This window comes from Bradyrhizobium sp. USDA3516 (assembly GCF_057651995.1).
Window position 1 is genome coordinate 83480 of the sequence record NZ_JBYGYN010000005.1, and the last position, 12611, is coordinate 96090.

At 61.5% G+C, this 12611-nt stretch carries 12 protein-coding genes and 1 tRNA gene; 7 read left to right on the forward strand and 6 right to left on the reverse strand.

The features are described 5' to 3' along the window. Positions 1-32: 32 nt before the first annotated feature. From AC24YW_RS17430 to AC24YW_RS17440, 3 genes are all read right to left on the reverse strand, one after another. Positions 33-506 (reverse strand): methyltransferase family protein, encoded by a 474-nt coding sequence (locus AC24YW_RS17430; RefSeq protein ID WP_487484213.1) that lies wholly within the window; start codon positions 504-506, stop codon positions 33-35. 86 nt (positions 507-592) lie between these two features. After that, positions 593-973: an antibiotic biosynthesis monooxygenase family protein gene (locus tag AC24YW_RS17435; protein WP_097571752.1), complete on the reverse strand. Its 381-nt coding sequence runs from the start codon at positions 971-973 to the stop codon at positions 593-595. 56 nt (positions 974-1029) lie between these two features. Then, on the reverse strand, positions 1030-1923 hold the full coding sequence (locus AC24YW_RS17440; protein WP_487483874.1) for an NAD(P)/FAD-dependent oxidoreductase: 894 nt from the start codon (positions 1921-1923) through the stop codon (positions 1030-1032). Positions 1924-2036: 113 nt separating this feature from the next. Between AC24YW_RS17440 and AC24YW_RS17445 the strand changes: the two genes are divergently transcribed. The 6 genes from AC24YW_RS17445 (at position 2037) to AC24YW_RS17470 (ending at position 8493) form a co-directional block, all read left to right on the forward strand. Continuing rightward, positions 2037-2732, forward strand: coding sequence for a TetR/AcrR family transcriptional regulator (locus tag AC24YW_RS17445; RefSeq protein WP_487484214.1), 696 nt, complete (start codon positions 2037-2039; stop codon positions 2730-2732). Between the two features lie 97 nt (positions 2733-2829). Continuing rightward, the gene (locus AC24YW_RS17450) at positions 2830-3306 is read left to right on the forward strand and encodes a DUF3833 family protein (RefSeq protein WP_487483875.1); all 477 of its coding nucleotides are present in this window, start codon (positions 2830-2832) and stop codon (positions 3304-3306) included. A 359-nt stretch (positions 3307-3665) separates the two neighbouring features. Further along, positions 3666-4088 (forward strand): hypothetical protein, encoded by a 423-nt coding sequence (locus AC24YW_RS17455; protein WP_487484215.1) that lies wholly within the window; start codon positions 3666-3668, stop codon positions 4086-4088. Positions 4089-4435: 347 nt separating this feature from the next. Further along, positions 4436-4624 (forward strand): hypothetical protein, encoded by a 189-nt coding sequence (locus tag AC24YW_RS17460; protein ID WP_487483876.1) that lies wholly within the window; start codon positions 4436-4438, stop codon positions 4622-4624. A 7-nt stretch (positions 4625-4631) separates the two neighbouring features. Next, complete coding sequence (locus AC24YW_RS17465) at positions 4632-7109, forward strand: hypothetical protein (RefSeq protein ID WP_487483877.1); 2478 nt, start codon at positions 4632-4634, stop codon at positions 7107-7109. A 7-nt stretch (positions 7110-7116) separates the two neighbouring features. Then, positions 7117-8493, forward strand: a complete 1377-nt coding sequence (locus AC24YW_RS17470) for a hypothetical protein (protein WP_487484216.1) — start codon at positions 7117-7119, stop codon at positions 8491-8493. Between the two features lie 236 nt (positions 8494-8729). On the opposite strand, the gene AC24YW_RS17475 is transcribed toward AC24YW_RS17470, so the two are convergent. Continuing rightward, positions 8730-8805: transfer RNA gene (locus AC24YW_RS17475), tRNA-Ile, on the reverse strand. A 333-nt stretch (positions 8806-9138) separates the two neighbouring features. Then, positions 9139-10113, reverse strand: a complete 975-nt coding sequence (locus AC24YW_RS17480; RefSeq protein ID WP_487483878.1) for a Bug family tripartite tricarboxylate transporter substrate binding protein — start codon at positions 10111-10113, stop codon at positions 9139-9141. A gap of 106 nt (positions 10114-10219) precedes the next feature. Between AC24YW_RS17480 and AC24YW_RS17485 the strand changes: the two genes are divergently transcribed. Further along, on the forward strand, positions 10220-11182 hold the full coding sequence (locus AC24YW_RS17485) for a TAXI family TRAP transporter solute-binding subunit (RefSeq protein WP_487483879.1): 963 nt from the start codon (positions 10220-10222) through the stop codon (positions 11180-11182). A 136-nt stretch (positions 11183-11318) separates the two neighbouring features. On the opposite strand, the gene AC24YW_RS17490 is transcribed toward AC24YW_RS17485, so the two are convergent. Further along, positions 11319-12533: an ABC transporter substrate-binding protein gene (locus tag AC24YW_RS17490; protein WP_487483880.1), complete on the reverse strand. Its 1215-nt coding sequence runs from the start codon at positions 12531-12533 to the stop codon at positions 11319-11321. Positions 12534-12611: the final 78 nt, after the last annotated feature.

Genomic DNA, 12611 nt, shown 5'->3' on the forward strand with positions numbered 1-12611 from the left:
GGGCGGCCACGCAGATGGCAGCGGCGCAATAGTCAGAGCCATCGGCGAACCTCGGCCTTGTAGCGGCGGTAGTCGTCGCCAAACTTCGCTTCGAGATAGCGCTCCTCGCGGGCGATCACCTGCGTCTGGATCGCGATCAGCACCAACGGGAGCAAGGCGAAGGCGATCGGCCCGTCGAAGCCGATCGCAAGGCCGGCATAGACAAGCGCCATGCCGAGATACATGGGATTGCGGGTCAACCGATAGGGACCGGTCGTTGCGATGAGGGTCGTCGGCTGCGACGGCGGAACGTTGGTGCCGAGCCGCCGGAACAGCCCCGCCGCCGCAAGCATCATCGCCGCGCCGGCAACGAACAGCAGCGCGCCCGTCGCGGCCAGCAACCGCCAGTCGATGCCGAAGGAGCGGAGGGGGACGAACCGCTCCGCCGCCAGCCCCAACAGCAGTGCTCCCAGATAGATGAAGGGTGGAGGGAAGCGCACGCCCGCGCTGTCGGGTTCGTCGGCCATGCTCATTCTCCAATCTGCGCTCTCTCAAACCAGCATCGCGTGCTGGGCGGAGATACCGCCGTCGCGCCCGAGCCATATTTCCCGAGTCAGGCCGTGCAAAAGCCGGGGACGGCGACCTTTTGAAACAGGTGCGGGCTGGCTACGACCGATGACGGATATGCCGGAAGTTTCGCGAGGAACTCGGGATCAGTGAAGGCGGCGCGGACCGCTTCGGTGGATTCCCATACCACATAGTTCAGGTAAGTCGGGCTATCGCCGATCGCTCGGTGCAGTTGCATGGAAATGAAGCCCGGTTGCTTCGTTATGATCTCGGCAGCCGCCTTGAAAGCGTCCAGGAAGCCCGCTTCGTCGGCGGGATCGACGACCGTGAAGAGGTTGATGAGCACGAGAGGCGCGGCCGCGATACCGAGTTGGCGGTCAAACGGAAATTTCTCGTCCAGAGGTTTGAATGGTTTTATGGCGGCCATGGCGGCGCTCCCGTCGGTTGTGAAATCGAAACTGGCGTGATCGATGCTGCTTGCGCTCAAACCACCATCGACTGCTGGGCGAAGATGCCCGCCATCGCGCCCTGCGATGATGCCTGGGTGACCGAGGGCAGGAAGGGCGTTGTGAGGTCGCCGGCGGCGTAGATGCCGGGCATGCTGGTTTGGCGGCGCTCGTCGACCTTGAGGGCGATGCCGGAGGGCGTATCCACCGTGGCGAGGCCCAGCGTTTCATGCAGCCTTGCGGACGGCTTGTTGCGCGGATGGGCGAAGAGGATGTCGACTGCGACATTGCGGCCGCCATCGAGATTGACGGTGGCGATACGGCCCTTGTGATGGGCGATCTCGGTGATCCGGCCGTCGACGACAGTTATGTTGCGGTGCGCGAGATTGGCCCGCATATCGGGCGCAATGTCGTGACCATCGGCGAAGAGCGTCAACTTGTCGGTCCAGTCGAGAAACAGCCTGGCTTGATTGTGCGACTGCGGGCCGGACCAGACGAGGCCCCAATGCCGGCCGGCGACTTCAAAGCCGTCGCAATAGGGGCAGGGCACGATCGACGTGCCCCAACCTTCGGCAAAGCCCGGAACATCAGGCATCTGGTCGGCTACGCCATAGCTCAGGATCACACGACGCGCCCGAAGGCTTTCACCATCGGACGTGACGACGTTGAAATCGTCGAGGGCGCCGGAGACGCCGTCGGCTCGGGCACTGACCAGCCTGACCGTGGGATAGCGCGCCAACTGCTGCCGCGCCTCGGCCAGGATGTCCAGCGGCGGCTTGTGATCGTGGCCGAGCAGGCCATGCGAATGGCCGGCGAAGCGGTTGCGCGGCAGGCCGGTGTCGAGAACGGTGACCTTGCGGCGGGCGCGGCCGAGCTGCAGGGCGCCGGCGAGACCGGCAAAGCTGCCGCCGATGATGATGACGTCATCCATGGGGATAAGCTCCGTTGGAGGACAGGTTGAACCCATCCAATGACTTGCATATTTAGGAAACTGTATGGTATCGTAATTCAAGAATTAGGATACTGTCAAGGACTGGAATTGTGGTGACCGAAAATAGCCAGCGCCGGCGCGGCCGGCCGGCCAACGAGGCACTTGGCCAAACGATCGTCGACACCGCGCGCGAACTCTTTGTGGAATTGGGTTTTCAAGCGACGACCTTGGACAAGGTCGCGCAGCGGGCGAAGATATCCAAGCTCAGCATCTACAGGCACTTCGAGAACAAGGAGGCGCTGTTCGGCGCAGCCATCGCGGCCGGCTGCCAGCAGTTGTTTGCACCACAGGCCCTTGAAGGCGACGACGCTCCGGTCGAGGATCAGCTCATGGCGGTGGGATCATTACTGCTTCGCACGCTGCTCAGACCGGACGTCCGCAGTGTCGAAGCCATGGTCATGGCCGACAAGACGAGCCAGAACGCGTTGAGCAAGCTCCATTTCGAAGCCGGCCCCGCCCACGTCATCGCCCAGATCGAGGCCCTGTTGCGTCAGTTGCACGCGAAGGCGCTTCTGAACGTGCCCGATCCTCTCCAGTCCGCCCGCTTGTTTGCCGCGCTTTTCAAAGGATCCGATCTCGTGATGATCGCGCGCTTCGATCAAGCCAAAGCAGAGGACGACAAGGAAATCGAATCCTATTGCCGATCGGCCGTCGCCATGTTCATCGCCGGGCACGGTGGAGGCGACGACGCGGCATCGCGGTGGAGTGCACGTAATTCCGGGCTTCGAAGTCGCGAAAGCCGGAGTTAATCGTGTGCACTGTCACCGTTATCCCAGGCAGGTTTCCTGCTGAGGAACCTGGTGCCGAGAGGCGACTTGAGTGGTCACGGTTTCGGAGGATTTCGCCATGGCCATCGATGCGTTCGCCGGCACCACGCCGGTGTTTCTCCCTGAGCAGTTCTTCGTCGGCCGCCTGGAAGGATGGGCGGTGGTGGAAAGCCTCGTCGGCGGGCTTCTGAAGCGCGCGTCGATCACGGCTCATGGCGAATTGGACGCGGACACCGACACCGTCGTCCTGACCGAAACCTGGACCTTCGACGACGGCCACAGCGACACGCTGCGCTGGACCATCCACAAGCTGGGCGACGGCCAATACACCGGCCATGAAAATCGCCTGGAAGGCGAAGCCACCGGCGAGCAGGCCGGTTGCGCCTTCCATTGGACCTTCACGCGCGACACGCCCCAAGGCGATGGCAAGTCGTTCAAGCTGAACTTCGACGACTGGTTCTATGCGATCGACGACCGCGCCTGCATCGTGCGCGGGAGTGCAGGGCGCGCGGGCATCCCGTTCGCGACGGGGCATGTGACGTATCGGAAGCTTTAGGTTCGCCCGACCCGGGCGGCAGCCCCGCTCACCTGCGCACCCAGGGCTATCGCATATGGCTTGTGGCGGCGGTCTGCGCGCACGCCTCGTCCTTCGAGACGGCGCTGACGCGCCTCCTCAGGATGAGGCTCATCAGCTTCAGTGCCCTTCAAAGCTGCAGCCAACTCCGTCCTCATCCTGAGGAGCCCGCCTCAGGCGGGCGTCTCGAAGGATGGCCGCAAGAAAAGCTCTCAAATACGATAGCCCTGCCCGCGCGCGCTTCTTCGTCGGGATTAACATTTTTGAATCGCGAACGCACCGAAGCAAAGTACGGAAGGGATCTTCTGGCGCTGATTGATACCAGAGCGGGGGCGGGGGCGTTGAATTTCCAGGTGACGGTTTTGAAGATCCTGGTGAGCTATCCGGACGGCTTTGCCGTCATGGAAGACCTCAAGCGCGACATGGCCATCCTGGCGACCAGTGGCCGCGATTGGGCCGACCGGACGAGGCGTCTCGCCAGCCGGGTGCCGGACCTCGACATCTTTTCGCAAGGACTGGTCGAGCGCATCAGCGGCGGCTGGAGACTGACGTCCAAGGGAAGAGACATCTTGGCGTTCATGGAAGCCCGCCCGGCACCAAGTGAGGCCAGCACGGCAGCCCTGGTCGAGGAGACGCCCCAGCCGGTATCGGAGATTGCTCCGCTTCCTTCGCTGCCGCAGCCAGCCGACCGGGCCAAGCGCCGGCGCGAGCGTCGAGAGCGCCGTCGCGAAGCGCGCGAACGAGCGAGGGCGAACGCCGGCTGAAGCGGGGTTGAGGTCGGCACCTAGCTAGCGGTCGATCGCTATGGGCAGCTGCACCCTTGCGCCGTAGAGTCCGGCTCGCAGGCTGTCTTTCCCTGGTTCTTACGGGATCAAGAAGACGAAGAAGACCCCGCCGGACGACTAGGCGCTTGCGCGTCGCTGAGGCCGTGAGTTCGAGACATGAAGGAGGCCGACATGGCCGGCAAGAAGACCGTGACGAGGAAGAAGAAGGCCGTTCGCTCCACTGCCAAGCTCACTACGCTCGATGACTTCCTCGGCGAGAAGGCAAGCGGGTCGAGTTCGAGGCCATCGCCGTCAAGGAAGTCCTCACCTGGCAGACCGAGTAGACGATGAAGGAGAAGAACATCTCCCGCAACAATCTGGCCCAGCGCATGAAGACCTCGCGCAGCCAGATCGGGCGCCTGCTCGACCCGAAGGACGTCGCAGGGCAAGTTCGCTCTTCTTGGCTTGGTTCACGAAGGCCGCTGGTGGAGGCACGCTCCAAGATTGTGCTCTGCTATACTCATGAAAATAAGTGAGTCGCCTTTGGAGCTTCACAAGGTATGGCTTGTAATCGGTGCAAGGCTTCTTGGGTTTCCTCGCATCAAGGCGTTCCAGTTGACAGATGAATTGCCTGACATTGCTGGCGTTCTGCGCGACTTGTTCGAGCGGACAGGTCCGGTAACGATTGGGCGGCTCATCGAGGAATATCGAAACAGCCTAAGCGCAATCCGTGATATCGACCCGCTCCGACTTGCGGCTAGTTTCGCCGGGCTGCTTACGGTGCCGGAGCTTCAGTCAAACTGCATTCGGTTGGAAGCGTTGGTGCATGTCTCGCTGGCGCTAGCCCAGGGCCGTCGCAAGCCGAATGAGAAGATTATCGCGGGTCTGTTCGCCGATTTTGGAGAGGGGCGTACGGGCTCGCAGGAAGATCCGTCTGAGGCTGTGTTCGTTGCCCTGATACGCTCGCCCCGTGGAAACTTCAGGGTCTTGGAGGGCACGTGGGAATCCGCTGGCTTTTATCTCCAGCAGGTAATCAACGTCTTGGAGCGTATTCCACCTGGATCGCCTTACGACGACATTCGCGAGCCGGTTTATGCCTTGCTGCAGTTGTCGGACGCCGTATGCGGACGCGCGAAGCTGAGTGGTTACCAGCTGGGCAATGAGGTCCCGCAAAACAACGCGCTTCCAAGCAAGATCATCAATTCGTTAGGCAGCATCCGCCGGTTCGTGCGGTTCAATGAGCGCGATCTTGCTGGGATAAACATCACCCTATCGCATCTGGCGGAGTTCGGTTTTGATCCAGGCACCCGCTCCGCGCTGAGAAATGAATGGGTTGGCCACTCGACGCTGGAACGTTTTCCCGTTGCGCATCGCAATGGAGAATTTTTCCTGCTGCTTCCAACAGCGGTGAGCGTGGCAATCCGCCGTTTTGTCGTCGAGAAGATGAGCGCTCTGCGGTTGCTCGATGTGTTCGCGGCGACACTTGCTTACGAGTATGCGCAACTGTTCTCCGAGACTCCCCTGCTTGGCATGGAGTCAGGGGCGCCTATTGAATTTCAAAGAACCGATGGCGGTCTGATTGCGGGCGCAATGACCGCTGCGGATCGCGGGATGTTCATCAACTTCGTGTTCTTTGCTGATACGCTGGAAGATTTCGCGGGTCGAGGTCTGATGGGGACATACCCGCCCGGCAATACGTCAATGCTTGAGGATCAGATCGAACTCTGGATCGATGAAGCCTACAATGAGGCCGCAAGGCAAACGGAGTTTCGCGAGTGTCTAACTTTGCTCGTTGGCTGTGGCGTCGGACGGGCGCTCCGATTCCACGCCCCAATGAAGCATCGCGATAATTGGCGGGTGGAATTCATCAGTGCGCCAGATCTTGTAACTCTGAGTTGGCTTAAAGGGTTCAAAGTCCTCTCCTTATGGCGGCTGATTGACTCGCGCGAGCGGTTAGAGCAACTCGGTGTTGGTCTTCAAAACATCAACGGCTTACTGAACATCGTCGGATGGGCGCGCTCCCTCGGTGGTCATCTTGTGCCGCACGGCGATTTGCCGGTCGACTTTGGCGTGAATGGCGGAAATGCGTTCGTCATGATCCAACAAAATGCTCTCCGGACGGTGCGCCATGAAGCGCTTGTCGACTGGAATCCCCACGTCGCTCAAGATGTCGAGGGCAAATGGATCAATGTGCGAAAGGACGGCCAAGCCCTTTTTGCCGAAGACGAGCGCGCTCCATTTTTTATGGCAGAGGAAAAATACGACGGCGAACGCTGGCCGCGTGGCGTCTTTGAGACAGACACCCGGTCATGGTGGGTGCATTTTACAACAATCGCTGACACGACGGGGCACTGGGCGTACCAACGGGCCATGATGCTGAAAACGTGGATTCGGCGCATTGCGCCCGTCCTCGAAGCCATGCTGCCTGACTTGCCCAAAGGGGCGTTACTTTGGCGTGTCGACTTTACAGGCCAGATCGGCGATCACGAAGGAAATGGTGGGCGAGAATTCTTGCCTTATGAAACGGTTCTTGATGCGCTTTCATTCTCCATTCTAGAAGATGGCCGAACCCTTCAGGTTGTTGCTTCACCAGAATTCGAGAGCGCGATCTACCATCCGGAAAATGTCGCGGAACGGGCCCTGGTTCAGCGGTCCGTTGAGGGTTTCACGCAGCTGTCGGGTGCCGATCTCGACGAAGAGCGGATTCGGAATGCGGTCGATCAAATTGTTCAAAACGCGAGTGCACGCCAATCGCATGCCTTCATGGCCCGGCATTTTCGTGACTTTGTACGAGACTCAGTCTGGACCAAGCCAGTCAAAGTTGACCCGGACGATGCGGCTTGGCTCAAGCTTGGTCTTGGATGGCGCAAGCGTTCCAAGGAAGAAGGGGGAGATATTCAGGGGCGGGAAAATTGTACGGCATACCTGAACGCGATAGTTCGGAACCTCGAAGACGAGGTTTGTGCTGATCTAAGGGCTCGACCGGCGGTCGGTCATCCTTTTTGCGCTGAACAATCATGAGGCGGCGATCAGCGACCGCGATAACTGGCATCGAACCGCGTCGGCAGTCCTCGCGCTCCATTTGGATAAAGAGGCGACGCTGCAAACTATGGCAGAACATGAATTCGAGTTGAACGCGGTCTTTCAAGCATCGCGCTTGATGGTGGAGTTTGCTGTCTGCGAGTGTCCGATGAACGGGGGGCGCAAACCGGGGCGTCTAGAGATGTCCCGGCTGATGGCAAAGCTCTTGAATATATCTGGTTTGGGTGGCTGGTCGGCGGCTATCCATTGGGAAGCGATGGAGCCTCGCATACGGATCACGCCCCTAGGAGACATCCACGCCAATGTAAGTTTTCAAGACGACGTGTTGGCCCCATATGCCCGCGCAGGCAGCGATTTGCGGATTGAGCATGCCGTCGAAGGGTACGCGAAAAATCTGAAGCTACCCGTTCCCATTCCGACAAATCAAGAGGCCTTCTCGCAGGAGTTCTGGTCGGCTCTTGAAGAGGAATGCGGAGCCCCTACTGATGCCGCGCGCAGATTTTTCGATGTGCTCGACGACATTGGAATTGAGCAAGGCAGGGCCATTTATTCGATCAAGAAGAGCGAACTCATGGCTCTGGCGATCGCAGATGGCATCGATTCTGGCGTCGCCAAGGAATTGATCGAATTTCTGGCCTTCAAGAGCCGCCCTTCGTGGCGCGATGTACCCGAAGGGTATGACGAGCGTGACCGGTTTCCGTGGCGATTTCGCCGTCGTCTGACAATCCTGCGTAAACCTCTGATTGAGGTAGATGACGCGGACGACCCGGAAATCATCGTCGCACCCGGAATTGCCAGAGATGGATTTGCATATATGGTGGGGAACTATCATCGCGGGGATTTTCCACGTTGGCAATTGAAGCCAAAGATGCGGGTTTGGGCGGGACGTTCGCGCGATCGCATTGGCCATGAGTTTGGTCAGGAAGTCGCTCGGCGCATGCGCGAGCTCGGCTGGCAAGCGGAGACGGAAGTAGCCGTTACAAAACTACTCCGGAAAGGTTTCGACCAGAACTACGGGGACGTCGACGTCCTCGCATGGCGCAAGCAAAGTGGCCGTGTGCTGATTATGGAATGCAAGGATGTTCAGCACCGGAAGATCGAAGGCGAGATTGCCGAACAACTGGCGGACTTCAGAGGCAAGTTGCGGGCGGACGGGAAGCCCGATGACCTTCTAAAGCATTTGAGGCGTGTAGAGATCATATCCGCGCATATGGACGCCGTCGCGAGCTACCTGAAGCTCGATGTTTCCCCGAGGATCGAAGGTCATTTGGTGTTCAGACACCCGGTCCCAATGAAGTTTGCGCAACAGCAGATGGAAGCGCGGACTGCTGTCGATTTGTTCGTGGATCTGCCAAATATCTAGGTCAGAACCGTACGTCGCATGTCGTGGCTTCTGCGGTTTATAGTCGCCTTAGCCTGCGGGCTCCGGCATGACAGCCTTCGTTCGCTTCGCCGGGAGTTCATGGCGCTATCCTGCCGAGCCGAAACTCGCCGCGCCAGTCCGTCTTTGCTTCCGCTGCGCTCCAGCCACGCCGGACACCATGCTTCGCCCTTCGCTCTCCGTGTGGCTGCGCCACGCGTAGCCCGCAGGGCGAAGCGTGGTGGGCCCGGCAGGACTCGAACCTGCAACCAGACCGTTATGAGCGGCCGGCTCTAACCATTGAGCTACAGGCCCCGCCGCGAGGCGGCCGCGAGGCGCGGCCGGCAACGGTGCGCGGTTCGTTTACAGGGCCTGAAGCGGGGGTGCAATGCTGGCTGGTGGAGGGGAACGTCGTGACGGCATCATGGGTCGTTTTCGAATACCCGAAATTTGCCGATGATGCCTGTATAACCCTGTTTTGCCCGACGGAGCAAACGGCGTTTTCGCGGGCTTTTCCGAGCTGAGTGCTAACCCTTTGAAATCATTGGCATCGTCTACTGTGCATGGGGTTGTTTTTGCAATTTTGTCTGAGAGGGCCTTTCGGCCCCCTCAAACATGGTGCGGACGAGCTCGGAGGCGGGCCGCCGCCTAGTCCACCGAGACCCCGGCGAACTCGACCACCTTGCGCCATTTCTCGGTTTCGTTCGCGACCAGCTTGCCGAACTCGGCGGGCGTCATCGGCTTGGGCAGGCCGCCGACTTCGGTGAGCTTTGCCACCAGCTTCGGATCCTTCAGCGCTTCGCCGACGGCCTTGTTGAGGATCTCGATCACTTCGCCCGGCGTGCCCTTCGGCGCGGAGATGCCGTAGAAGCCGACCGATTCGAAGCCCGGCACGGTCTCGGCGATCGCGGGCACGTCGGGCACGCTCGGCCAGCGCTGCGGCGAGGTCACCCCGAGCGCGCGGACGTTGCCGCCCTTCACCTGCTCCATCGCCGAGGGCAGATTGTCGAAGATCAGCTGCACCTTGTTGGAGATGATGTCGGGGAAGGCGACGGCCGAGCCGCGATACGGCACGTGCACCATGTCGCACTTCGTCGTCGCCTTGAACAGCTCGGCCGACATGTGCACCGAGGTGCCGTTGCCGGAAGACGCATAGGTGATCTTGCCGGGATTGGCCTTGCAATAATCGATGAACTCCTGAACCGACTTCGGCGGAAACGCGTTGGAGACGACCAGCATGTTGGTGAGCTGCATGATGCTGGCGACCGGAACGGTGTCACGCAAAAAGTCGAACGGCAGCTTCTTGTAGAGCGAGGTCGAGATCGCGTTGTTGGGCGCGACGAACAGCAGCGTGTAGCCGTCGGGCGGGGCGTTGATCGCAGCGGCGGCGGCGATGTTGCCGCCGGAGCCGGTGCGGTTCTCGACGATGAATTGCTGGCCGAGCTTGTCCGACAGCCACTGCGCCATGATTCGCGCCACGATGTCGACGGGGCCGCCGGGGGAAAAGCCGATCAGCCAGTGCACGGGACGGTCCGGATAGGCGGCGGAGGCGCGCGGCGTGGCGCTGAAAAGACCCAAAAGAACTGCGAGCCCGAAAACACCCTTACGCAGAATTCGCGACATGACGTCTCCCATTGTTCTATTGTCGTTGGGGGCATGCTTCCACAAAATCGGGCGGCTGCCTACATCGCCGCAAGTCGGTGTTGACGCTGGCTCGTCAGGGACGACCATGAGATTCGCGATGATCCTTCTCGGTGCGGCGCTGCTCGCCAGCCCCGTTGCCGCCCAGACCGGAGGCACGGCCATTCCGACCACCACGATCAGCTTGGGAACGGCGACGCCCGGCGGCGGCTTCCCGCTCTATGGCAACGCCTTTGCCGAGGTGATGAACGCGGCCGATCCGCGTCTCACCATCGCCCCGCGCAACACCAAGGGCAGCAACGAGAACATTCCGCTTCTGGAGAAGGGCGAGCTCGACCTCGCGCTGGTCGCGGGCGAGCCGGCCTATGAAGCCTTCGCCGGCATCGGCCGTGCGCCGGTACGGCTCAAGATCCTCACGGCGATTTATTCCAGCCCCGGCCTGTTCGTGGTGCGCGCCGACAGCCCCTTTAAGACGATCCGCGACCTCGTCGGTCAGCCCGTTGCTTTCGGGGCGAAAGGCTCCGGCCTGCCGATCCTGGCGCGCTACGTGCTCGATGGTCTCGGCCTCAAGCAGGACGAGGACTTCAGGGCCGTCTATCTCGACCGCGCCGGCGACGGCCCCGCGATGGTCGAGGACGGCCGCGTCGCCGCGCTCTGGGGCGCCGGCATCGGCTGGCCCGGCTTTGCCGCGGTCGCATCGAGCGCATCGGGCGCGCGCTTCATCGCGCCAGGTGCGGACGAGATCGCCCGCATCCGCGCCAAGCATGCGTTCCTGAAGCCGCTGACCGTGCCGGCCGGCTCCTACCCGAAGCAGACCGAGCCGATCGCCTCGCTCGGCTCCTGGAGTTTTGTGCTGACGCGCGAGGATCTGCCTGACGACGTCGCCTATCGCCTCGCCAAGACGCTGCACGGCGTCGAGCCGACGTTCTGCAAGAAGCTCGCGCAGGCCTGCGAGACAACCGCAGCGAACACTGTCGCGGCCGCGCCGAGGCCGGAGCTGATCCATCCGGGCGTGATGAGATACTTCCGCGAGACCGGGGTGGTGAAGTGACGGCCGCGCAAGCGGCCGTCATTCCGGGGCGGTGCGCAGCACCCAACCCGGAATCTCGAGATTCCCCGGTGCGCAATTGCGCACCTGAGGTCTGGTCCTTCGGACCATCCCGGAATGACGATCGCTTAAGCGATCGTCACTTCTTCACCAGCGGGCACGCCGGGTCCGGCGGCCCGAACGCCTTGTCGCCGGAAATCGTCGTGAGGATCTTGTAATAGTCCCACGGATATTTGCTCTCCTCCGGCGTCTTCACCTGCACCAGCCAGAGGTCGTGCACCATCAGATTGTCCTCGCGAAGCTTGCCGTTGCGGGCGAAGAAATCCTCGATCGGCTTCTCGCGCATCTTGGCCGCCACCTTCAGCGGATCGTCGCTGCCGGTCTCCTTGATGGCGTTGAGATAGTGCGTCACGCTGGAATAGACGCCGGCCTGCCACATCGTCGGCATCCGGTTCATCTTGGCGAAATAGCGCTTGGACCATTCGCGCGTCTTGTCGTCCATGTCCCAGTAGAACGAGGTGGTCAGCAAGAGGCCTTGCGCCGCCTGCAGGCCGAGGCCGTGGATATCGGTGATCAGCGCCAGCAGCGCCGCCATCTGCTGGCCGCCCTTGAACACGCCGAATTCGGCGCCGGTCTTGATCTCGTTCATGTTGTTGGGGGGACCGGCGGCAATGCCGATGATCTTGGCCTTGGAGGCTTGCGCCTGCAGCACGAAGGAGGAGAGATCGGGCGTCGCCAGCGGCGGCCGCACCGAGCCCAGCACCTTGCCGCCATTGGCGGTGACGACGGCGGACGCATCGCGCTCCAGCGAATGGCCGAAGGCGTAATCGTCGGTGATGAAGAACCAGCTGTCGCCGCCGCGCTTGACCACTGCATCGGCGGTGCCGACCGCGAGCGCGCGGGTGTCGAACACCCATTGGATGGCGTAAGGCGAGCAGAACTTGCCATGGAAATCGGCGGTGCCGGTGGAATGGGTGATGAACAGCCGCTTCTTCTCGTTGGCGATGGTCTGCACCGCGAGCCCGACCGCCGAGACCGGCACGTCGACGATTAGGTCGACCTGCTCGACGTCGAACCAGCGCCGCGCCAGCGAAGCGCCGATGTCGGCCTTGAGCTGGTGGTCGCCGATCACGACGCTGATCGGCTTGCCGAGCACGGTGCCGCCGAAATCGTCGATCGCCATCTGCGCCGCGGTCACCGAGCCCTGGCCGGTCGGCGCCGAGGCCGGGCCGTTCATGTCGGTCAGCACGCCGATCTTGACGACGTCGTCGGAAAGCTGCGCCGACGCCGTGCCGGACAGCAGGGCCGCCAGCAAGGCGGCCGCGACCGGCACGCCAAATCTGATTGGGTTCACGCTCGTCCTCCCCTGATCCGGCGCGTTGGCCGGTGTTGCTCGTCCCGGGTATGGCCCGGCCGAATTGGTTTCTTTTGC